The sequence below is a fragment of the Desulfosporosinus sp. BICA1-9 genome, from assembly GCF_000802135.1.
Genome location: NZ_JUEE01000172.1, coordinates 40,053 through 63,795, shown reverse-complemented (window position 1 = coordinate 63,795; position 23,743 = coordinate 40,053). Strand labels below are relative to the sequence as shown.

General features: G+C 40.6%; 19 protein-coding genes, 1 pseudogene and 1 riboswitch. Of the genes and pseudogenes, 5 read left to right on the top strand and 15 right to left on the bottom strand.

What is annotated here, in order from left to right; all coding sequences use genetic code 11:
- Together JL57_RS21835 and JL57_RS21830 are read right to left on the bottom strand one after the other, a co-directional pair.
- Nucleotides 1–563 (bottom strand): hypothetical protein (locus tag JL57_RS21835; protein WP_034144039.1); only part of this gene is annotated, 563 nt, incomplete at its 3' end.
- 168 nt (nucleotides 564–731) lie between these two features.
- Complete coding sequence (locus JL57_RS21830) at nucleotides 732–1,814, bottom strand: HD-GYP domain-containing protein (protein WP_291300194.1); 1,083 nt, start codon at nucleotides 1,812–1,814, stop codon at nucleotides 732–734.
- Nucleotides 1,815–1,873: 59 nt separating this feature from the next.
- Nucleotides 1,874–1,958: riboswitch (cyclic di-GMP riboswitch) on the bottom strand.
- Between the two features lie 318 nt (nucleotides 1,959–2,276).
- Between JL57_RS21830 and JL57_RS21825 the strand changes: the two genes are divergently transcribed.
- The gene (locus JL57_RS21825) at nucleotides 2,277–5,522 is read left to right on the top strand and encodes a DEAD/DEAH box helicase (RefSeq protein ID WP_034144038.1); all 3,246 of its coding nucleotides are present in this window, start codon (nucleotides 2,277–2,279) and stop codon (nucleotides 5,520–5,522) included.
- Here the strand turns inward: JL57_RS21825 and JL57_RS21820 are convergent.
- The 8 genes and pseudogenes from JL57_RS21820 to JL57_RS21790 all read right to left on the bottom strand — a co-directional run.
- Nucleotides 5,519–7,312 carry a nitrogen regulation protein NR(II) gene (locus tag JL57_RS21820; RefSeq protein ID WP_034144037.1) on the bottom strand — a complete coding sequence of 598 codons (1,794 nt, stop codon included), beginning with the start codon at nucleotides 7,310–7,312 and terminating at the stop codon, nucleotides 5,519–5,521. The genes JL57_RS21825 and JL57_RS21820 overlap by 4 nt on opposite strands.
- A gap of 135 nt (nucleotides 7,313–7,447) precedes the next feature.
- Nucleotides 7,448–7,570: a cyclic lactone autoinducer peptide gene (locus tag JL57_RS35190; RefSeq protein ID WP_291300396.1), complete on the bottom strand. Its 123-nt coding sequence runs from the start codon at nucleotides 7,568–7,570 to the stop codon at nucleotides 7,448–7,450.
- A complete protein-coding gene (locus JL57_RS21815; RefSeq protein WP_034144036.1) occupies nucleotides 7,567–8,160 on the bottom strand; it encodes an accessory gene regulator ArgB-like protein in 594 nt (197 codons plus the stop codon). The genes JL57_RS35190 and JL57_RS21815 overlap by 4 nt, the downstream gene beginning before the upstream one ends.
- The gene (locus JL57_RS35185) at nucleotides 8,157–8,369 is read right to left on the bottom strand and encodes a hypothetical protein (RefSeq protein WP_291300395.1); all 213 of its coding nucleotides are present in this window, start codon (nucleotides 8,367–8,369) and stop codon (nucleotides 8,157–8,159) included. Before JL57_RS35185 ends, JL57_RS21815 begins: the two co-directional genes overlap by 4 nt.
- 263 nt (nucleotides 8,370–8,632) lie before the next feature.
- Nucleotides 8,633–9,007 carry a hypothetical protein gene (locus JL57_RS21805; protein ID WP_291300394.1) on the bottom strand — a complete coding sequence of 125 codons (375 nt, stop codon included), beginning with the start codon at nucleotides 9,005–9,007 and terminating at the stop codon, nucleotides 8,633–8,635.
- Nucleotides 9,008–9,336: 329 nt separating this feature from the next.
- A complete protein-coding gene (locus JL57_RS21800) occupies nucleotides 9,337–11,076 on the bottom strand; it encodes a methyl-accepting chemotaxis protein (RefSeq protein ID WP_034144034.1) in 1,740 nt (579 codons plus the stop codon).
- A gap of 243 nt (nucleotides 11,077–11,319) precedes the next feature.
- Complete coding sequence (locus tag JL57_RS21795; protein WP_034144033.1) at nucleotides 11,320–11,967, bottom strand: LysE family transporter; 648 nt, start codon at nucleotides 11,965–11,967, stop codon at nucleotides 11,320–11,322.
- Between the two features lie 129 nt (nucleotides 11,968–12,096).
- A pseudogene (locus tag JL57_RS21790) lies at nucleotides 12,097–13,095 on the bottom strand (citrate synthase); the annotation flags it as partial.
- Nucleotides 13,096–13,189: 94 nt separating this feature from the next.
- Here JL57_RS21790 and JL57_RS21785 point away from each other — a divergent pair.
- Nucleotides 13,190–13,768, top strand: a complete 579-nt coding sequence (locus JL57_RS21785) for a hypothetical protein (protein ID WP_034144032.1) — start codon at nucleotides 13,190–13,192, stop codon at nucleotides 13,766–13,768.
- Nucleotides 13,769–13,940: 172 nt separating this feature from the next.
- Here the strand turns inward: JL57_RS21785 and JL57_RS35180 are convergent, their stop codons facing one another.
- Together JL57_RS35180 and JL57_RS35175 are read right to left on the bottom strand one after the other, a co-directional pair.
- The gene (locus JL57_RS35180; RefSeq protein WP_291300399.1) at nucleotides 13,941–14,387 is read right to left on the bottom strand and encodes a methenyltetrahydromethanopterin cyclohydrolase; all 447 of its coding nucleotides are present in this window, start codon (nucleotides 14,385–14,387) and stop codon (nucleotides 13,941–13,943) included.
- A gap of 22 nt (nucleotides 14,388–14,409) precedes the next feature.
- Entirely contained in the window at nucleotides 14,410–14,898 is a 489-nt protein-coding gene (locus tag JL57_RS35175) for a methenyltetrahydromethanopterin cyclohydrolase (RefSeq protein ID WP_291300393.1), read from the bottom strand.
- A gap of 434 nt (nucleotides 14,899–15,332) precedes the next feature.
- Between JL57_RS35175 and JL57_RS21775 the strand changes: the two genes are divergently transcribed.
- Entirely contained in the window at nucleotides 15,333–15,875 is a 543-nt protein-coding gene (locus tag JL57_RS21775; RefSeq protein ID WP_045691748.1) for a hypothetical protein, read from the top strand.
- A 27-nt stretch (nucleotides 15,876–15,902) separates the two neighbouring features.
- Here the strand turns inward: JL57_RS21775 and aguB are convergent, their stop codons facing one another.
- From aguB to JL57_RS21760, 3 genes are all read right to left on the bottom strand, one after another.
- A complete protein-coding gene (aguB, locus tag JL57_RS21770; protein WP_034144031.1) occupies nucleotides 15,903–16,790 on the bottom strand; it encodes an N-carbamoylputrescine amidase in 888 nt (295 codons plus the stop codon).
- Between the two features lies 1 nt (nucleotide 16,791).
- Nucleotides 16,792–17,832 (bottom strand): agmatine deiminase family protein, encoded by a 1,041-nt coding sequence (locus JL57_RS21765; protein WP_034144030.1) that lies wholly within the window; start codon nucleotides 17,830–17,832, stop codon nucleotides 16,792–16,794.
- Nucleotides 17,833–18,948: 1,116 nt separating this feature from the next.
- A complete protein-coding gene (locus JL57_RS21760) occupies nucleotides 18,949–19,236 on the bottom strand; it encodes a hypothetical protein (RefSeq protein WP_034144029.1) in 288 nt (95 codons plus the stop codon).
- Between the two features lie 244 nt (nucleotides 19,237–19,480).
- Between JL57_RS21760 and JL57_RS21755 the strand changes: the two genes are divergently transcribed.
- Both JL57_RS21755 and JL57_RS21750 read left to right on the top strand, forming a co-directional pair.
- On the top strand, nucleotides 19,481–20,329 hold the full coding sequence (locus JL57_RS21755; RefSeq protein ID WP_034144028.1) for a site-2 protease family protein: 849 nt from the start codon (nucleotides 19,481–19,483) through the stop codon (nucleotides 20,327–20,329).
- A gap of 883 nt (nucleotides 20,330–21,212) precedes the next feature.
- A complete protein-coding gene (locus tag JL57_RS21750; protein WP_291300392.1) occupies nucleotides 21,213–23,501 on the top strand; it encodes a cell wall-binding repeat-containing protein in 2,289 nt (762 codons plus the stop codon).
- Nucleotides 23,502–23,743 lie beyond the last annotated feature (242 nt).

Below are 23,743 nucleotides of genomic sequence, written 5' to 3'. Positions count from 1 at the left end.
GAATTTGCTAACATAAACAATGGGTTTCTCAAATAATTGATGGGATATAAATCATCCCTTGCAGAAATCAGCGCCATTATCTTCCCGATTTTTGATGATGGATCAATAGCAACGATCACAAAAGCATCTTTTTCAGAGGTTAAAGGATAGATAACATTGTTTTTATTCAGAACATCATGATAGGCATCTAGCGTAAGCATCCTGAAATCACTGTTCCGCCATCGTATATCGTAAAGCTTAAAGGCCTGATGGGCCACTAACGGTAAAAAGGTTTCTTCAGTTAAATACAATTCGATTCCCATCATGTAGCCTTCACTATCTAGGTCATTCCAATATTCACAATGAAACGATTTATCCACTGACTCTCTATACGTCTTCGTTGCCAAACGCATTTGACTCAAACTTTGACCCATGCTATGCCATTTAATTCTTGGAATGCTAAGACTGTTCACATCATAGTAAAGCCCGATATCGCTTTTCTCGAGGGTATACTCGTCAGTCGTTTGATTAGGCATAAGGTAGATATAGCCCATTTGCATGTTGTTATCGCAGGTAATAAGCACGGAACATCCCCCCCAAAGCTTCATATGCCAGCTTGTCTGGTTGATTGTTTACACTTTGATTATCTAATTATTCTATCACTGTTTCTGCGCAAGTGCACATTTTTCCTGCAATCAAACTGTATACAATTTTCGACACCGAAATAACGAGCCATCAGTCTCCTTCATTCTCTAAGTAACGTGGTTAAAACTGACCGATTGCACAAACCTGGTTAAATCCTTGAGCAAATCGCAGATTAGTTCCTCGTTAACGAATTTTCCGTTTTTATCAAAAAAAATTCTTATGAGAGGTCTACTCGGATAATTGTAATGAATACCGACGACTGTACCCATTTCACCTGTATTTAAGGTAACTATAGAACCTTGCGGATAAAGTATTAAACACTGTTCAAAACAGTGTACAATCTCTTGATCAAAATCTTTCCCGGAACCAGCCACGATGATTTCTAAAGCGTGATAGGGGGGCAACCCTTTGCGGTAGGGTCGATCCGCAACAAGGGCATCAAAAACGTCAGCAACTGCAACGATTTGTGCATTAGTCGTAATAGCTCTCTGTCTTAAACCATCCGGATAGCCCTCGCCATTCCAACGTTCATGATGATGACGGACTATGCTGAGAATCTCCTTTGAGATATTGGAGTATTTAAGCATTTCCTCACCCATCTCTGGATGCTTTTTAATAATCGTAAATTCTTCTCTATTTAAGCCCGAAGGTTTATTCAGTATTTCAAGGGGCAAAGAACTTTTACCCAAATCATGAAACATCGCACCCATAGATAAAGTTCTTAGTTTTTGTCCTGAAAACCCCATTTTCAACCCTACTAGAGTAGCTAATAACGCAACATTTACGGAATGAATATATGTATAATTATCAAAGTTTCGAAATTCATTAAAATCTATATAGACACGGGAATTTCCTTCTAACTCGTTGATAATTTTATCAACAATAGCAAACGAATCGATTAAACGTGTAGAGCTAAAAAGGCAGACGCTTTCAAAGACTTTGCGAACATAGCCTACGATAAAACGGTACTCCGAGGAAGGAAATCTACGTTCTTCATTGGGAGGATGAGAATTCTCCAAATCATATTGTAAAGTATATAACTTTCGTTGGAGAAGAAGTTCATGGATTTTTGTGGTAATTGGCTTACCTTTAGATAACAACAATACTCCTTGTATATCATATAGATCAAGCTCTGAAAGTTCTCCAATTTCAAAGCTGTTCATTGTTAGGGGTTCCAACTTTGTTATCAAAACCAACTTTCCTCCTTATACAACAAAAGACGCCAAATAAGTATACGGCGACAAGTTTTTTCGATATCCGGCTTTCTTCACCATAATGTGTTAAGACCCGTGGCTTTGCGCCCTCAGTTCTCACTGAGTTTGCCGTTATCGCAGAGGTATTAAATTGATCATGGCCTAATACATCACAGAAAACATGACCTAAAGCAGGCCTTTAGGCCTATAGGATATACCTTCGCTAATATATCACACACAACAATAATATACAATATAATACAATCTTATCATAATATTAAATTATTCATTCCATCATTTTCAACGATCCGTCGCTAGATTTATCATCAGTAAATTGAGCAAAGAACAACTCAGATCAACTCTCTGGCCCCTAAATTAGACGAGTAGACTCAAACTATGATATTCTTAACTGATACCCCTATCTAACTCAGCAAATATTACTGCCAAAGGAGTATATTCATGCCTCGCTTTTACCTCTCTGAACAAATAATTCAAGATCTAGCGGATAATGATCGTGTATATAAAAAAGGGCTTTCCTATTACGCGGCTGGTAGAGTCTACAATTTCAGTTTTTCCCCCGATAAAGGCCTAATAAACGCTTCTGTCATCGGAGGTTTACGCTATGTTGTTCAACTAGCCTTCGAGAGGGACAACTCCGTACGCTCATATCGCTGCACATGCCCAGCCTTCAAAGACTATCCAGGAGCCTGCAAACATGTTATCGCCGTCTTAAAAACAGCCCAACAAAAATTACCGTCAGCTTGGACAGACCCTGTCGTTCAAAGCCGCGTGGTTGATGAGCTTCTCACTGTTTTTGCGAATCAACGACAGGAAACTCCTTATGAAGAACTGACTCTAAACATGGAACTCCAAACCCTGCCCAGCCATCGGCTTTCTACACATCTACAACTTAGAGTAGGTCTGCAGCGACTCTATGTTGTAAAAGATATCGGACAATTTCTTACTGCGCTTAAATCAGGCCGCTCGCTAGAATTTGGTAAGCAATTTACCCTGGAACCTACGAGACAAACTTTCAAAGAGGAAGATCGTAGGGTAATTGCCATGCTTCAAGAAATGAATGACCAACATTCAGCCATAATCGAGATGCAAGGGCCCTTTTACGCGACAACCGTGCTCAATCAAAAATTGTTACCCTTGACGGGCTATTATTTAACTAAGTTTTTAGACGCTTTGGGGGATAAAGTGTTTTCTTGGAGCTTTGAAGCTCCCCCTCCCACACCCACTCAAATTATTCGGCATGGGCTACCCATCGAATTTTCCCTCCAATCACAAGGTCAGGATCTGGCATTAACACTCGAAACTGAAGAAATGCCCCTCCAACTGACGGATGATGGGAGTTACTACGTTTACCAAGCTAAAATCCATCAAGCTTCCCCCAACCAAAAAGAACTCCTTTTACCTCTCCTGTCAGCCCTTCGCCAAGGATCCGTGACCAATATTGTGATTCCAGCAGCCCAGAAGGAGCTTTTCGCCTCAGAAGCCCTGCCCTTAATCGGGAAATTAGGTCCCGTAATCATTGATCCTGTCCTAGAAGATAAATTTACTCAAGAAAGCTTACAAGCCAAAATCTATTTTGATCGTTCTAACGAGATGGGCATCACAGCTCGTTTAGAATTCCACTATGGAGAGACCATCATTAATCCATTTTCTGCGACCCGGGATACTAGTAACGAGTCCGCTGCCAGCGATGTTATTCTCATCCGTTCTGTCAATCAGGAACGAATGATCCTCAACATTCTGGAACACGCCGATTTTATCGTATCTAAAGGGAAAATTTACCTTGAAGACGATGATAAAATCTTTGATTTTACCGTCAATTGGCTTCCTCAACTGAGAGACCTTGCAGAACTCTATTATTCGGATCAATTCAGGCTCAAAATCCGCACCTCTACGACGTTTTCCGGCCAAGTTCGCTTAGACGAAACTTTAGATATCTTGGAAATATCCTTTCAATATACTGATATCGATCAAAATGAATTATCGGATATCTTTCATTCTCTACATTTAAAGAAAAAATACCATCGCCTTCGCGATGGATCTTTCCTCGATCTAAATCAGCCGGAGATGAACGCTGTCGCCCAACTCATTGAAAATTTAGACCTTAAAGCCTCAGATCTGAATGAAAAACTGCTCAATCTGCCTAAGTACCGTGCCATGTATATAGATAGCTTTCTGCGCCAAGCCAACTTACCTGGAGTGCAACGCAATAAAGCCTTTAAGCAATTAGTGCAAAGCATCTTAGAGCCTCAAGACGGAGAATTTGAAATACCTGATGAGTTGCATCATATCTTAAGAGACTACCAGAAGACTGGATTTCAATGGCTTAAAACATTAGCATCCTATGGTCTTGGAGGAATCCTCGCCGACGATATGGGGCTGGGTAAGACTTTGCAAGTTCTGGCCTTCATTCTATCCGCAAAATTGACCACCTCTGCCCCTGCTTTGGTTATTGCTCCCACCTCGTTGATCTATAACTGGCAAGAAGAAGCGAAGAAATTCACCCCTACTCTTCGAGTCCTTGTCGTGGAGGGCAATCCCCAGGAAAGACAGACGCAATTGTCCGAAATAGATGATCAGTGTGATCTAGTCGTTACTTCATATCCTATACTTCGGCGGGACATCGATGAATTTGCTAAATTAGACTTTTCCTACTGTTTTTTGGATGAAGCCCAACACACCAAAAACCCACAAACTCTGAACGCAAAATCTGTCCAGCAAATTAAGGCCAAAAGCTATTTTGCACTTACCGGGACGCCCATTGAAAACTCGCTTTCCGAACTTTGGTCCCTCTTTAATTTTATTATGCCTGGTTATCTCCTCTCCCACCAGGACTTCCGCAAAAAATTTGAAATCCCCATAATTAAAGGGGAAGACTCAAATATTCTTACCGAACTAAGTCGACATATTAACCCTTTCATTCTAAGGCGATTGAAAAAAGATGTCTTAAAAGAACTGCCGGACAAGATCGAAACCCAGCTAAGTGCTTCCTTGACAGAAGAACAGAAAAAGCTCTACCTCGCCTATTTGCAGGAAGCGAAAGGTCAAATAGCTCAGGAAATTGCCTCAGTGGGGTTTAACAAAAGCCACATGAAAATTCTTGCTGCACTAACTAGGCTCCGGCAGATTTGCTGTCACCCGTCAATGTTCATCGATAATTACACCGGTGAGAGCGGCAAGATGCTTCTCTTAGAGGAAATCCTTACTGACGCCTTAGACAGCGGTCACAGGATTCTAGTTTTCTCTCAATTCACGACCATGCTGGATATCATTCAAGGACATCTCATCTCTGAGGGCATCGAATACTTCTATCTTTCGGGCATAACAAAAGCAGCTGAACGTTTAAGAATGGCCAATTCCTTTAACAATGGGCAAGGTAAGGTCTTTTTGATTTCTCTCAAAGCAGGCGGCACAGGATTAAATCTAACCGGTGCAGATATGGTCATTCATTATGACCCATGGTGGAACCCCGCTGTTGAAGACCAAGCTACGGACAGAGCACACCGTATCGGCCAAACAAGCGCCGTACAGGTGATCAAACTCATTACTCAGGGAACGGTCGAAGAAAAAATTAACGCCTTACAAGCCAAAAAAAAGACCCTCATCGACTCAGTCATCCAACCGGGAGAAACCATGCTCTCGAAATTATCGGAAAAGGAACTCCGTGAACTTTTTGATTTAAATTAATCTATTATCAATTTACAGGTAGGAAAAAGTGTATAAAAGGTCGTACCATTTTTTCCTGTTTCAAACTCAAAGACCGCATTATGCCTTTGAGCAATTCCCATGGAAATGGCCAGCCCTAGTCCAGTTCCAGTTTCTTTAGTCGTGAAAAATGGAGTGCCTATTTTCTCCTGTATTTCAATAGGAATGCCATTCCCTTGGTCCCTGATAGCTAAGACAACTCTATCTCCCTTAAAATATGTACAAATAATGACACTTCCATGTTCATTCGTAACCTCCAACCCATTGCGCACTAAATTTAGGATGAGCTGTTTGATTTCGTTTTCGTTGATCATGATATCAGGTAATAGTTCTAGATCTGTTGCTACTTCTTTATTGCTATTGAAGGCATCTGCCTGGAGCATCGGAAATACTTTATTAATCACATCGTTAATATTACCGGATAAAATATTCTCACTATTCGATTTAGCCAATGATAAAAAATCGGTAATGATCGAATTGGCACGGTCAATCTCCGATATCATCAAATCCATATACTCTTTTTCTTGAGCGTATTTAGATTTCGACCCCATTAACTGTAGAAATCCCTTTACCGTAGTAAGGGGATTTCTAATCTCATGACTAATCCCCGCTGCTAATTGACCTATAAGATTGAGTCTTTCTAATCTTCCCAGCTCTTGCTGTTGCCGTTTCAGCTCAGTAACATCACGAAAAAAAACTGTTACTCCTTCCTTATACGGATAAGCATGATATTCATGGTTTTGATCAGGATGTGCAAAGCCCCCGGCCTCCCAGTGAACCGATTCATTTTGAGACATCGCTTCTTGCATTTTACGATATGTTAGGGAATCTTTAATCTGCGGGAATACTTCCCAGATACTTTTTCCGATTAGTTCAGTGTTATTCCCGTTAATGAACTTTTTTGTTTCCTTGTTAACGAACGTAAACTTCCAGTTACGGTCTAAGGCATAAAAACCGTCTGAGATTCCTTCCATAATTTTGATGATGTTAAGTTTTGATGATTCCAAGGTTATGTTCATCTGTTTTAAATCATTTGTGTAACCAGTGATTTTATTTAGAACAGGTTTTAATTCTGGTAGTTTGATTAAAATATTTTCATGTTTGCTATCATTATTAATGATAATGTTGCAAAATTTTTCTAAATATGATTCAATCTGTTTCATATGTTTTCTGATTGAAATTATAATTAGTGCTGATAAACTTAAAGCTAATATTACTATTGCACTCAATTCATTAAAAGACATTAATACTAAATCAGCATTCTGCGCATGGGCCCAAACAGAGCCAACTATTTTTCCCTCATCATATATTGGTAGAATGAGTCTAACATTATTACTGTTTGATATGTTATTAAATTCGTCATATGATAATACTGCAGAACGAATTTGATCAAATGAAATATTATTATATTGATTTTTAACTATTAAATCTAAATCATTATCATAGTAACCTATAATATAATCATTATTCTTATTGTTATTAATTATAAATTGTATAATACCTTCTATTTTTAACGCCTTATCATTCTTCGTTAAGTTTTTATCTTTTTTAAATTCTTCTACAGTTAAAATCTGAGATTGTATTCTCGTTTGTACATTTAAAGCACTTAATAATAAATCATAATTAAATTTTAGGGTTTGTTTCTCCCAAAAATTCTGTCCATAGAGAAGTATAAATAGGATAAGAAAAACAAGGATACTCAATATAACTTTTAATAAAGTCAATTGAATAATAGATTGCTTTTTTAAGATATCTCTAATATTAAAACCCATCAAATTGTCCTCCACGAAAGATATTTAAAATAAAAAAGCTTATAAATACTTAAACAATATAAAAGCTGGGATATCCAACCCAGCTTTTATATTGTTGACTACCAGATACTGTTTACGCGACTGCTAAATTCCTGATTACTTTTGCAATGCTTTCGGCGTTTTGGGTTGATATGCCCAGATAGCACACGCAAAAACGGAGGTTGCACTGGCTAAGAGCATTAGTAGGGACGCAATTGTAGCAAAGAAATACCTTTTCATAGTCTACACTCACCTCCTCTTCTATTAAAAATAGGTAGCAAGGTTAGGCTTTGGTAAACCACCCCTAAGACTACACTAACACTTACTAATTTATTATCGACAAAAGAAATTACTATGAATGAAATAATTACGAAAACGATTGATGAAATCTTAAGTTTGAATTTTAGACTACTAGAATGGATTGGCTTTGATTCACTGTCTACGGGAGCTAGGAAAGCTACTAGTAATAAAGAAATAAACAAAACAAAGAAAAGAACATACTCATTAGTTAAGTCATATTCGACATATTTTTTTACAAAAACTCCTATAGAACTATAAACTATAGTACCAAAGGCCAAACATTTTACTGGAGAATCAAAATGTGCCCCTCCTGATACTTTTCGTAATAAGCCACCGAAAATGGCAGCAATAACAGTCGGCATTAATGCATTAAAATAATATCCTAAAATCATCAAGAAAAATGAGCCTAAGACGAATAATAGTGCAGTTTCTATGGCATATGCAATAATTACCTTTTTATCTTCGTTATAATTTAGTTCATTTGTTATTACTTCAGTAAGTTTATTACTAATATTTTCAGTAAAATTCATTCATACTGCCTCTTTTGTATAAGTTTATTTAATAAATAAGCAGAGATAAACATAAGAAATACTTGAGGTTCTGTTATCGCAATCCTTATTACTAAGTTAGAGAATAACGTTTCAGGGGTTACTCCAAAAACAGGCATTAGCAAGGATAGGCAAACAAATTCAACAATTGCTAAAACTAAAAAACTCAATAAACTTGCAATAAGGGACAAACTAAAATCCCCCTTGCCAATCCAAGTTAAAACTGAAAACAATAGCATGATTTGTATAATGGTATGAATTCCAAAAGGGATGGTAAACAATCTCATTACATACGAAATTAATGCTAAAACAATTCCAAATAAAATAATTCTTTCCCATTTCAAAGGTATTTTGGCAATTACATAAGCTAAAGTGACTAAGGCAGTTTCTTCAGGTATTCCTTGTAATAGTAAAGCAATAAATGGAATTTTTATAGATCACACAACCTCTCCCACTAAACGCTATCAGCATGGTAAGTAGATAAAGTTTTCGGTATTATACTAAAAACAGGCTTTAACAAAGAAAAGCAAGCAGTCTCAAATATTATTAGAGCTAAGCAACTCAATAAACTTGCCATAAAGGATAGACCGATATCCCTCTTACTTAATATAGTTAGAACTATAAATAATAAAAACATTAATAAGATAGTATGAAGCCCAAAAGGAATAGGAAACAGTCTCACTACATACGCGCAAACGGTTAAAGCAGTCCCGATCAATAGAATCTTATTAAGTTTTAGGGGAATTCCAGAAATTACAAAAGCAAGAGTTGTAATTGCAGTTCCTTCAGGTATTCCTTGCAAGAGCATAACAATCACTGGAATGTTCATTTAAATCTCCTGTCAAGTTGATATTACACCATAACCCCTCACCACTCTCTATTAATTTCTATTATCGCACACTCTAAATGTCGAATTCGCGTAAATCTTGTCTACCTGTTACAATTAAGATTATCGGTTGAAATAGGGTTTATCTGAAGTAAGTTCCTTTAAATAAAAAATGCCCCAAAGCTAAAAGCTCTGGGGCATTACTTTGATTAACATAAAAGATCAACCCAAAGTCGATTATAAAAGCCAACGGCTTGTCTTGGAACGCCGTTCATCAAAACCTCGCTGTTGGTTTACCCAACCATAATTTTGCTGGCATTGGTGATCTTAACCTACACTTTAAATTTGTCAACAGCTTTCTTAAGGCTCTCCCCAAGCTTAGCCAAGGCTTCTGCAGATTGACTCACCGAAACCATGGTGGCAGCTTGTTCCTCTGACGTAGCAGAAATCTCTTCGGCACTGGCGGAGCTTTGCTCAGCAATGACCCCAATCCCCTCTACGGATTTCACGGTTTGAGCAGCACCACTGGCCATTTGTTGAGCAGCAGCTGTTACCAGCCTAATCTGATCAACGACGATATCTATTTCACCTACAATAGTATGGAAGGATACTCCCGCCAAATTAACAGCTTCTACTCCAGAGTCCACTTCTTCCTTCCCTTTATCCATCAATCCGACGGCCCGTTCTGTCTCTTGTTGAATATCACCGATTAAGCTTGCGATCTGAGTTGCTGAAAGGGATGACTGTTCCGCCAACTTCCGGACCTCTTCAGCAACCACTGCAAAGCCTCTCCCATTCTCACCCGCTCGAGCAGCCTCAATCGCTGCATTTAACGCCAATAGATTCGTCTGATCAGCAATTCCTTTGATGACATCTACAATTTGCCCGATCTTTTTGGATTGGTCACCCAATTTAAAAACGGTTTCTGCTGTCTGAAGGGAAACGTCACGGATCTGTTCAATTTTGCGGACTGCATTTTCTGCCTGAAGAGCCCCCACCTGAGCCGCTTTGGCTGCCTTTCCACTACTTTGATTAACAACCTCTGCATTGACCGCTACCTGTTGGGCGCTTTCAGACAACTGTTCGATGACCAGACCAGTATTTCTCACAGACATGGCTTGATCTGTGGCACCTGCTGCGAGCTGCGCTATAGAATCTGAAATTTGTTCACTGGCAGCAGTTGCTTCCTCCGCCGCAGCCGATAATTCTTGACTGGTTGCTGCCACACCTTCTGACTGTGTTAGTACTTCCCTAATGACGTCTCGAAGTGAATCTACCATCTCACTGACAGCTTGAGTGAGAACGCCGATTTCATCATGATTTCTAATCTTCGGCATCTTAATGTTCAAGTCTCCAGCTGCAACGGCTTGAGCTACCTTCGTCACAGAAACAAGAGGGCGGCTAATATGTCTTGCAATCATAATCGCCAAAGTTGCTCCAACAATCAAGGCAAGCGTAACAAAAATAATAAGCAATCTCATTACAGAGTTTTCAGTAGTCTGTGCATGATGGGTAGCTTCGACCCCTCCTTGAACCATAAACTCCATCTGAGCTTCCATATCCTTAAGCAGTTGGTCAAAGCTTTCTTTACTCTTTTGAGTTAAGATGGGTCTAGCCTCAACATCCTGACCTAACTGAGTTAACATCCAAACTTGCTCGGCATCGTCTATGTACTCATCAAACGATTTCCTCATTGCCTCGCTTTTGGCTATTCCCTCAGTCGTCGTTACATAGTTATTATATTCGGCAAAATCTTGCTCCCATTTCACTTTTATAATTGCGAATTGAGCTTTATTATCTTGAAACGTTTTCTCATCTGCACGCATCAGAAATCCTGCTAAAAGATAGCGCCGAGTGTCTTCTGTGTTAGCAACAACTTTTGCCAAGGAACTTGTTGCTTTCAACCAATGCTCCCCTAGATCTTCCGCTTCCAGATTGATCTTATAGACACCGTAATAGCCCACGCCTCCCACAAGTAGTGTAAGTAGGAGTACAACAAAAAAACCCAGCAGTAACTTAAGTCTTATTCCATATCTTATGACAGAACCTGAGGTATTAAGCTTATCATTCAACGTTTAATCTCCACTCCATTCTTTCTATAGGATCCAGTTGCCTGTTTATGCCTAATAAGGGCTCTAAACCATTAGATATAGACCTAAACAACAAGATGGATTATCTTTGCATAATAATAATTAATTTCTACAGATGAGCCCAAAATCCTTTATTTTTTCCTACATGAGAAAAAAGTTACAAACTCTTAGAACTTTCATCTTGTGTCATACAGATTGGATACGACAAATGTCGAGTGCACAGATTTAAGCTCTGAAAGACATTAAGAAACCTGCCCCAGAATAAACAAAATAACCCGCTAAACCGACTAAAAAAAGTCCACAGACTCCTAAAACAAAGCGATACACCAAAGGCGTAAAGAGTTTCTTTCCTCTAGCAACAGTGAATGCCACAAACGTAAACCAAATATAATCCGCTATAATATGTCCTAAATAAAAGCAGATGGCTCCAATAATACCATAGTTTGCAGCAAGCATCAATGAACCAGCGCCAGCGGTCGCCCACCACAGAAACCAATAAGGATTTGAGGCAGTTACAGTAATACCTGAAACCCAAGGCCGAAGACCTTTAGCCGTTGTCTCTCCCGAAAAATCAAGGACTACAGAATTAAAGGACTCTTTCAAAATTCCGTACGCCATCCAAAAAAGGAATAACCCCCCTACGATTCCGATCGTTCCTTTTACAACTGGCCAAGTGATATAGGTTCCCAAGCCATAGAAAATCGCCACCACTAAGGCAAGTTCTACTAGCGCATGGCCGGAAGCAATTTGAGGTCCAGCCTTAGCACCACGCCTCAGACTTTCATTGATGGTAACTGTAAGCAAAGGTCCTGGCACAATAGCTCCGAAAAAACCCATTAACATACTTGTCATAAAGATTGCTGCTAATCCCATATAATTCCACCATCCTACTTCTTTGTGCTATCCGTTATTTCTACATCACAAAGAAATTCCCTTCTTAAACTTCGCCTAAGAAGTAAAAGAAGAGAATTTCCGCTCCGCGTTACAGTATTTTCCGATTTTTTACAATCTTTCGTTCATTCTAATATATTGTCTTTTAGGAGCCACGCTTTTATAGGCAGGTCTAATAATTTTTCCAGCATTGGCAATTTCCTCCATTCGATGTGCACTCCAACCTACGATTCTGGAAATTGCAAAAATCGGCGTGAACATTTCCACAGGAATATTGAGCATTTTGTACACAAAACCTGAAAAGAAATCGACATTGGCACTTACCCCTTTGTACATGGTACTTAGCTTACTAATAACCCGCGGGGCAATGTCCTCAACCTTTACATAGAGTTCAAATTCATCTTCCAGTCCCTTTTCATGGGCAAGTTGGCAAGCATAATTCTTGAGAATAACGGCCCTAGGATCCGAAACAGAGTATACTGCGTGCCCAATTCCGTAGATTAAACCTGACCGATCAAAAGCATCTTTAGAAAGGATTCGGGTAAGATAGCGCTCAATCTCTTCATCATCTTTCCAATCCGTCAATTTATCTTTGATATCGTCAAACATCTCGATAACTTTTATATTCGCCCCTCCATGCCGCGGTCCCTTAAGTGCTCCAATTGCCGCAGCAATAGCAGAGTAGGTATCCGTACCTGTAGAAGTCACGACGTGGGTCACAAAGGATGAATTGTTACCCCCTCCGTGTTCAGCGTGCAGGACAAGGGCAAGATCAAGCAGTGACGCCTCTAACTTGGTATAGTTACTATCCGGCCGCAACATGGAAAGAATGTTCTCAGCAATACTCAAATCAGGGCGTGGGCTGTGAATATATAAGCTTTGGTTTCCATGGTAATGAGAGAAGGCTTGATAGCCATAGACTGCTAAAGACGGAAAGCAGGCAATCAACCTTAGACACTGTTTTAGGACGTTTTTCATGGAAGTATCATCCGGATTATCGTCAAAGGTATACAAAGCTAAAACGCTTCTGGCCAGCGTATTCATAATATCCTTGCTGGGCGCTTTTAAAATCATGTCCCGAACAAAATCTTCAGGTAGCCTTTGATACACTTTGGTTTCTAATTATTTACCACCGTCAAGATGAATCTTTTAAACAAACGATCAATATATATAGTCAACAGATACGTCCGAATAGGGGGAAGCTATGTCTTGGGACCTAAAAAAACGCAATTGGTCAGGCATCTTTATGACTATATCCACAGCAATTTTTGCTTTCGTCTCGATAGTATCCGTCTTTATCTCTGTCATCACCTGGCAGACCCAGCGCGAAGCAGCACGTCCATATTTCACCTTCAAAGAATCTCCTTCCATCCATCTAACCCACGAGCTTAGTTTCGAATTTAAATTTAATAATGTAGGAAATCATCCAGCTACAAACCTTTCCAGTAAAACTATCGTCTTTGACGAAAGCTTGCTAGAAGAGCCTATTCTTGTTGATGATTACACTGTGGTTAACGATATTCCTAGAGATACCACTACAAGTTTGCTCCTTAGCATAAAGAGTGTTGATTTTCTGCAAACCGATATCAAGCCACAGTTTCTTATCATTCATCTTAGTTATACTGATCCAATCACTCGAAAAATATATATCCAAACCATTTATACCAAATGGCCTGGAGTTATTGCCCAAAAACCTCAACACCTTATTCATGTGGAAGCAAGTGAAAAACAAAAAATCCTTACTTACTTAAAATCCCACCACCTATTAAAGCCAAAAAATTAAGTAAAATAACCAACCCCAGACAACGTCTGGGGTTACAATACAGTTCTATCCCTAAACAATAAAGGCGAAAAATCAAATCCACGACCTAAAAGTCACCTTGATAGCATAAATTTACTATATCACGATGAATTCCTTGACGTCAATTTACTGAGTCTATTAATAAGTTATGATATCATAATTCGAAAGAATTACTCAGAAGATCCGGACGCAGGACTCCAGCATGAAACGAGCGACCACTCTTAGAATTACAGAACCATATTTCTGCAGGACTGAACATGAAAGGATCGAGCTCGTAAAAATTCCCATTATACACTTCCAGAAATAATCGGCCATACTCTCGATACGAACTGGACGGAATCTGCTTCACGAGGGAGGCAAGAGATAGATCATCGTCACAAAGGTTATAAAGTACGGTTGAGCCATAGAGAATCGCATCGTTTGAGCGTCCTAGAGCAATTAGATTGTCACTGGCAACGGGGGGAAGTGGACAAATACCCCAGCCGGATTCAATATTTTTCAAGTCATAACCCAGTTCCATTAACTTCGCTAACCCTGTTTCCAGGGCACGTGCCGCTATCTGAACTGATCCAACCTGAGATGCGCAAGGAGCTACTAAAATGTAGAGATCCGCTGGCTCACAATCAAACTCTTCTAATTAATTGTAGGACTATATCTTCAGAAGGTAGTAGCTCACTTTCTAAACACAAAATTGCCGTCTGAGAATGATCTTCATAACCCATCGTATCGAACAGAGTTCCTTTGTGAATAATAGCGCGACCTGGACCCGAACCTAATGCTACCGAATTACCTATCTTAACTGGCCAACCAGCATATTGAGACGCCAAACAAGCCCGGACTGGATGATCAGTAAGCACTTCAACCGCAGGCCAGCGTAGCCCGTTAAAGTCTAACCAATGCAAATTTACATGAGCAAGCCCTCCGAGGCATACAGCAGCAAACAACCTCCCCGCATCCCAGCCGCCTTGAACATGCACACCGCAGTCGATCACGGTAACCCCGTTATGCAGATGAACCTCGATCCGAAGCAGCTCTCTCCTCGCAATTAATTCCTTAACCAAAGGTAATGCCTGACGGTTCGGACTTAGGTAGGGTAATTTGCTAAACGTCAAAAAACAACGCTCCTTTCTTTGTTACTAATTCTTTGTTCAAATTCTTCTCTGTTTCTAATTCTATACTTTTTAAAGCATACCCCATTTCAGCTACTCTTAATTCCAGTCCGAGTAGCTATTAGGCGTAACCTTAAACTAATTATTTAATAAACAAGCATCAACCTCTGTTTTCTGCGGCTGTCCTTATGATAGAATTATAAATAAGTAAAGAAAACTTGGCTTGCGCCCGAAGACACTGTCTTCGCACGTGTTAGCTTAGCGGAGAAGCCCGCAGGCGCCGGCGGAAGCCTTAGTTGCCCTTATGCGCTGGCCATGGATGACCGAGTGTCCCTGTAGCCATGGATGGCGAGAAGGACCTTCCAGAAAGTATACAACTGAAAGTTATACTTTCTGACCAGAATAAAAATACGCATATTTTAGGAGGGGTAAGTAGTATGCCTAAGAGTAATACTATTTTAGGGCTAGTGTTTGTCATTCTTGGTACTTTCCTGTTTACGAACAACCTTTTTTACTGGAACTTCTTCAGCATGGAGAACTTTTGGCCCATCTTCATCCTTATCCCAGGTTTACTATTTGAATGGAGTTACTTCAGCACATCAAGAAACCCCGGCCTATTAGTACCGGGGGGCATCCTCACATTCCTTGGTTTACTCTTCTTTTTCGAGATCTTTACTAACTGGCAATTTTCCGGCTATACCTGGCCGATCTACCCTCTATCGGTAGCCTTTGGTCTCTTTCAACTCTACCTTTTCTCTGGTAGACCTAGGGGACTTTTGATTCCAGTCTTTATCTTATCGACTGTCTCCGTTGTCTCCTTTGGCATTCTTTTTCTCCAAGTCTTACATACCTGGATTAATTTCGGATTACTCGCCCCGATCGCTCTGATCCTAGTTGGGCTGTTCATCATCTTTAGGCGATCCGACCCAATATCTCCACCAACTTCGAAATCCATCAATTTCGAAAAGAGGAAAAAATAGTCTTAACATATTTAAGCCACTACCTACTTAACGAGTCCCCTTAATCGTTAACTCTCCATCATACGAAGATATAATTTTGTATAGCTCAGGCCGACGATCCCGGAAGATCCCCCACTCCAGTCGCTGTATCTCAAGCAGATCTAGATCAAATTCTGCCACCAGTACCGTTTCTTCCACACGACCAGCCTCTATCACTTTGTTTCCTTGCGGGCCAGCGATAAAGGAGGATCCGTAGAAGGTGATCTTAGACTCTTCGTCTTCCTCAACTCCGACCCGATTCGAGGCAATCACTGGAATCAGGTTAGCTGCAGCATGTCCTAACATACAAGCTTGCCAATGTTCCTTGGAATCGATCGATCCATCTTGAGGCTCCGAGCCGATCGCAGTCGGATAAAAAAGCAGCTCAGCCCCCATTAACGCCATACATCGTGCAGCTTCTGGATACCATTGATCCCAGCAGACCCCTACCCCGATCTTGCCAAAGCGAGTATTCCAGACCTGAAACCCTGTATCCCCTGGGTTGAAGTAGAACTTTTCTTCATATCCCGGACCAGCTGGAATATGACTCTTGCGATATTTTCCCAGCACTTCACCACTGGCATCAATAACCGCCAGGGAATTATATCGCGCATAGTTTTTCTTTTCATAGAAGCTGATCGGTAAAACCACTTGAAGCTCTTTTGCCACAACTTGAAAATGCCTAACAGCTTTATTATGTTCCAGTTCTGTCGCATAAGCATAATAATCCGATTTTTCCTTCTGACAGAAATACGGTGTTTCGAACAGCTCCTGTAACAAGATAATTTGTGCACCCTGATTCGCAGCTTCCCTTACTAGGGCGTCTGCTTTTGCGATGTTTTGATCGATGCTATTAATACAGCCCATCTGAGTAGCCGCTACTTTAATGTTTCTCATCTTAAATCCGCCTTCCTCGGGGCATCTGTTGAGTCGTACAGTGCACATTACCACCCTCGCGGATGATCCCCATTCCATTAACTGTGCGTATTCGTCGTTCAGGGAATAGTTCTGTCAGTACCTGAGTGGCTAGCAGATCAGTATCTTTTGCTTTCCCACCGAAAATAGGCAGAATAATTCCCCCGTTAACAAAGTAAAAGTTTAGATAACTCAGGGTTAAGCGCTTACCAGTCTCTGCATCAATTAAGCTCGGCGGTTGCAGGATAGGGATGATTTCGAATTTCCGGCCCAGCGCATCAGTTTCACTCTTTAAGATCCTTATGTTTTCTTGGGTGATCACATAATTTTCATCCTCAGGATCGTCACAAATCTGTATTAGAATCTTGCCTGGAGCTACAAAGCATGCAATATTATCCACATGACCATCTGTCTCGTCTCCATCTAATCCATTCTTTAGCCAGACTACTTTCTGGATATTGAGAAAGTTCTTCAACTCAGCTTCAATCTGTTCTCGGGTCATTGCCGGATTCCGATTAGGGTTTAAGAGGCACTCTTGCGTGGTTAGTAACGTCCCTTCTCCATCGACATGGAGAGAACCCCCTTCCATAACCAAGGGGGCATCAAACCGTTTCAACTCAATATGTTTCAATAGTTCAGTGGCCACCTGATCGTCCAAATCCCAGGGTGCATATTTGCCACCCCAAGCATTAAATTTCCAATTAACCCCTGCCACATCCCCAGTATCATTGACAATAAATGTAGGCCCATTATCCCTTAGCCAAGCATCGTTATGCTCAATAGGAAGAAGTTCAATCCGCTCATCCTGAAATAAACGCGCAAGCCTCGCTAAATCCACAGCATTCACCACAACCGTCACTGATTCAAATTCCGCAATAGCCTGAATAATTTCGGTATAGCCTTGGCAAACTTCGTCATAATCCTCTGGATAACACATAGACGCTTGGATCGGCCATGAAATGAAGGTACGAGTATGCCTAGTCCATTCCGGAGGCATTTTATAATTTAGATTGCTTGGATACATTGTAATCCCTCATATTCCTAGTTAGTAAGCTTACTTTATATTATGCTTCAACCTATGAAAGAATATAAAGCAGCTGTCTTGACGGAGTTTGATAATACCTTGTTAGCATTATACATTAAAGTGGCCTAGCTTTCATCAATTCAAATAGTAAGCACTACTCCGTCTGCCTAAGAGTCCTGGAATGAAACGTTTAAAAGAAAACTTGGCTGGTGCCCGAAGACACTGTCTTCGCACGTGTTAGCATAGCGGAGAAGCGCTGGCCATGGATGGCCGAGTGTTCCTGTAGCTACGGATGGCGAGAAGGGTCACTTGGCGAAGGCGACAGCCCTAGTTGCATATGCTTAGGAAGCATATAACGCAAGTTTGTACTTCCTGATGGTACAAAAAAAGGACGTAACAGAAACCTTAGTTTTGCTACGCCCTCTTGTTATTTTATACTCTACCAGTGAACTCGTTCAGCTAAAGCTGAACATCGAGACTTAGGTGACGAAAGCTTCCGGTGACGATAGTCTCCAGTGGAGAGTATCGCCGAAGCCGCGATCCCAAAAGAAATGCTTACCGGCGTAGGATAGAGTATCGCCGAATCGCATGGCCCTTAACGAATATGATCGCGCTGAGGATAGGTTTCGCCGAGCCGCCTATTCTCAAAAGGAACACTTCGCGGCGAAGGAGACATTAGTCTCCTGTGGAGACTAATGCCGAAGGGCTAACCCTAAAAGAACACTGTAGCCCGTAGGATATCTACCCCCACTTCTAAAAATAGCTGTCTTAACGAGGATAAATATCATGCACTATGTCTATGCTGAACAGTTCGTTCTCGAGTCTGCAACGGTTTTTCCGAGTTTGCGTTTTGTGTCTTGGATTTACGATTAACTGAAAGGGTCATATAGCATAATACATAACCTAAAACAGAAAACCCAATGGCCGTTATCAAAAAATCTAATCCTTCCATACGAACCCTCCCTTATAACGTAGTAAAGACAGCAAATTGTGATTGGACAACTTCCAACTCCCCATTTTAAGTAAGTTTCTATATTTAGTATAAACTAATTGTTATAACTTTCTCTAAACAATTTATTAAGAAATTATAAACTCTGGCCAGAAGGGACGGGCTTCCTACAACCGCTCATACTCACCTTTATCATTAAGATATTGGATGTCAATACAACCATAGTACTCCCCATACATATCGAGCGGATCAAAGCCGCTCTTGCGAGTACAATCATCAGAATAACCAATGTAGAAAACTTCTTGATCATGGTCCCGCATGCGGAATTTATACTGAGGTTCAGATTCGAATTTTTGAATAAGCTGTTCAAATTCCGCGGTCCCTTTTGGGGCCTCTGAGCTAAAGTACTCTGTCAGCGTTTTCTTTTCGATGCAATCTTCCGTAATCTTAAACATATTCCTACCACCTTAATTTATAATTTAAATACTCAATTTCCTCTGCACCTCTTTGATCTTATAATCTATCATATCAGACTCTTTGTCCTCTTCCAACTCTCTTCTTTAACAAATCCAGGAGCGTTTCATGGCTCTCGCGTCACAGCAAATTCTAAGTTCGTTGCAATAATAATAGCTCTATGGAATAGGGAATAACCATGATAAACTAGCTATGTAATTTACCTTTGGAAAGTGAGGGGACTAAATGCTTCACGACGAAAATCAAAGCCTTGACGATCTCGTAGAAAAGCCAAAGAAGAGAAGCTCTAAAACAATCCTGAGTATCGTTATCACAGCTTTGCTAGGTCTACTAAATTTTAGTAAGCTAGCTTTAATTGCCAAGCTACTGTTTGGCTTAGTCAAAGCTTCTAAATTTGCCGGAACCTTTTTGACTATGGGATTGACGGTCGTTCTTTATGCACAAATATATGGCTGGTTATTTGCAGTGGGCTTTGTTGGAGTCATTTTCGTTCACGAGATGGGTCATTACGTGACGAGTAAGAAACTTGGTCTGGATGTCTCTACCCCAACGTTTATTCCTTTTCTTGGGGCATTTATCAAAATGAAGAGTGCTCCTAAAAGTGTTCGAGAAGAGGCGATCGTAGCCATAGGGGGCCCAGCAGCTGGAGCGTTGATAACGGTTGTTTGTTTATGGTTCTACTTAATAACAAATAATCATTATTGGGCAGGGCTAGCCTATACTAGTGCCCTAATAAATCTCTTCAATCTACTTCCCTTTGGTTCCTTAGATGGAGGTAGGATTTCCAAGGCAATCTCACCCTTTATTTGGGTGATCGGTTTAGTTATGGCTATTGTTCTCATCTGGAAACTACATGCCTATATACTGCTCATCATCTTGTTCTTTGGGGTTTATGAAGTCATAACCATGTATCGGCAAAAATCCTTAACTGCCCAATACCTGAGCGTAGAGCCTAGCTTCAGGTTAAGAATAGGGATTTCCTATCTTATTCTAATCGCCGTTTTAGCATTTCTAATGATGTATTCGTTAGATATTTCTAAAGCATTCACTGACTCAATTTATAACTTCCGATAACTCACGGAGCCAGAAAAGCACAAGAGAACAAGGGAATGTGCTTATAGTAAGAATGCTACGTCTAATTTAATGAGTAGAGGTATCTATCATTTTCATGATATTTCAATTTGCTGCCCTTTAATCCGCCTAAACATCAAATATAAAAAAAACTTGGCTGACGCCCACGAAGACACTGTCTTCGCACGTATTAATCATTCTATCAGCCTTGGCGAAGGCGTCCGCCTAAGTTGCAATTATGCTCCAGAAAGTATACATTCTGATTAGTACAAAAAAAGACGACAGAAAAAGCCCCCAGTCACTATACGACTCGGGGCTTTGCCATTGTCCACCAATAGCCTACTCAAAGCAGGCTCATACCAATCTAACAGGCAGATCTTTGGCTGAACGATCATCATCGCCGCACGCCTTCCCAGCCGAAGCCAGTGTACGGGCACCTTTAATAGATTATTTTTCGACCTGAAGCATAAATCTTCGGACAATGTAATATTAATTAGTGTATTTCGACGATGTAACAATATTTCCAGCTAAATAGTTTCTTAATCAGATAAAAAGCCTTCAAATATCACAACAACTTATGGCTTTCCAGCTTAAATCTTTCTGATCGTCCAACCCGAACCTGTTATAGCATAGCAGAACGAAATAACGCTCGGATTGAAATCGACACGAGTTCTGCGGGAACGACCTTCTTTGTTAGGTTTAAGACCTCAGCATAGTTTAGACAAGCACACAACAAGTATATCCGGGCTTTTCTTAACTTAAAGAGTAAGAGCGACTAGGGTTGGCGTTCTTACTCTTTTTGACATTTATGTAGGACCAAGGTCCCTTTCGAGGAATTAAACCCAAAAATTCATCAAATAACATCAGCTTTTATGGTATAATCGACATGACTTTGATAATTGAAAGGGTGACACTTCTGAAAAAGTTTTTTTTCTCGATCATGGCATCGCTTACTGTCGTATTATGCACGCCTTTTATAACCTACGCCAGCCCTTTAGCATACCAGACAGAGCGTTTAGCTGGACAAGATAGGGTGGAAACAGCCCTTAAAATATCTCAAAAAGGCTGGCAATCAGCACAAACTATTATCTTATGCGAATACAACGACTACCCCGACTCTATTGCTGCAACCCCATTCGCAGTTAGCCTAAATGCTCCAATTCTTCTAACCAAAGGAGACTCGATTGACCCGCGTGTAGTCCAAGAGCTGCAACGATTAAAACCTGAGAAGGTGATTCTTCTTGGGGGGACAGCTTGCTTGCAACCTTCCATTGAAAAGGAGCTTGAAAATTCCGGGCTGAAATGGGAACGCATAGGCGGATTGGATCGTTATGAAACCTCCATTATGCTTGCTAAAAAACTAGCTAACGATTCGCTTATCCTTGTTAACGGGGATGATTTTCCCGATGCCTTATCAGCCGCGACCTATGCTGGCATTCAACAAGTTCCTATCGTCCTTACCTCAACTACCTTTCCTAATTCTGTGATTGAATACCTGAAAGAAACAGTAGCTAAGCACCTGATCGTCATTGGTGGAGAAGTTGTGGTTCCTTCCGAGCAGTTAACTAAACATAACTTTATGATAGAAACACGTTTGGGCGGTCTGGACCGTTACGACACCAATGCCAAGGTCATATCCTTTATGAAAGACACCTATCAATCCACGGATCTTTTCATGGCTTCGGGCATCACCTTTCCAGATGCAGTAGCCGGTACAGTCCTTGCTGCAAAATTTAAGGCCCCCCTATTATTGACCGAACATATGGATATTCCGCCTTCAGTATACACTATCATGCGTGAACATATGAAAATTGAACCACCAGCAAAGGACCCTAACCCCGACTCTGACTCTAACACAGATAGTAAAGAAGGACTCCTCAAAGGTAAGATCACTGCTTCCGGAGTTTTAAATCTTAGAGAGACCCCCTCCTCAACGGGGAAAATACTTGCCATGATACCGGAAGGGACAACGGTGGAACTCACTGAAAAGCAAGATAAATGGTACAAAACAACCTATCAATCTAAAACAGGTTGGATTGCCGCTGACTATGTCAGCATCACATCGACGGGAATAGTCAACGCGACCGGGGGCTTAAACCTCAGAGAAACCCCCTCCCCGACAGGAAAAGTGCTTCTCAACATCCCGAAAGATACGACGATAGCGCTCACCGATCAGCAAGGTCAATGGTATAAAACAACTTACCAAGCAAAAACAGGCTGGGTTTCTGCTGACTATGTGACGCTTGCCTCCACGAGCATTGTCAGCTCTACCCCTAAGACAATTTCTACGACAACTTCTACGACAACTTCTACTACAGCTTCTCCCACAACTCCACCCTTTAATTTCACTGTCAATGGAACTGTCTATATTTTAGGAGGGACAGGCATTATTAGCCTCAATACGCAAAATATTATTGAGGGTAAAGCTTCTTCAAGCTATCAAAGTAACCTCAGGGACTTCCCACCTCTGCCCTCAGAACTGGCCAAGCCTGATCCGCCGCCTGCAACTGATGACGAAGTCACTGATTATGATCCTTCTAAAGAAGTTCTCGTCAATCCGTTTCAGGGAATCCCTGCCAATGCCCTATCAGGCAAGACAATTTTTCTAGATCCTGGCCATGGCGGACCAGATCTCGGAGCAAAGGGTCCTACCCAAACTTACGAAAAGAATAATACCTTAGCCATTGGACTAGCTTTGAATGACATCTTAAAACAAGCTGGCGCGAAAGTAATCCTTACACGGACAACCGATGTATCACCAGCGACCAAATATTCTCAACTTGAAGATCTTCAAGCCCGAATGGTTTTAGCCAACTCCTGTAATGCCGACCTCTTTATCTCCATCCACAATGATTCGTTTACCATACCTACAATTCAAGGCACCACAACGTTTTATTCGAGGGATAACCCTAGGCAAAATGAAAGCTTACAACTAGCCAGCAGCGTTCAAACCGCTCTGATCGACACCCTCAAAACTACTGATCGTGGAGTTAAAGAAGCAGGATTTTATGTTTTGAAACATACTACCATGCCATCCATCTTGATTGAGACCGCATTTATTTCGAACCCCTATGAAGAAGCAAGGTTACAAAACCCAACATTTCGGAAGAACGTCTCAGCAGCTATCTTCCGAGGGACTTATAATTATTATACAAATCCTCTGCCTCGCGATTGAGCCTACCTAGGCAAACTTATATTAGAATAGTTATTAGTATAGTTAATGGTGGTCAGTTAAATCTAGGACTCAAAAGTTTATCTGATTCTTCCAGAAAGATACTTACTAAATAGGATTAAAATAAAGAGGTAAAGCCCACGTCTGGGCTTTACCTCTTTATTTTTCAGCAATTTTTTCTTTTATAGTAATATTCTAAACTAATAATCTTAAATTTGTATAAACAGATTATAAACAAATTATAA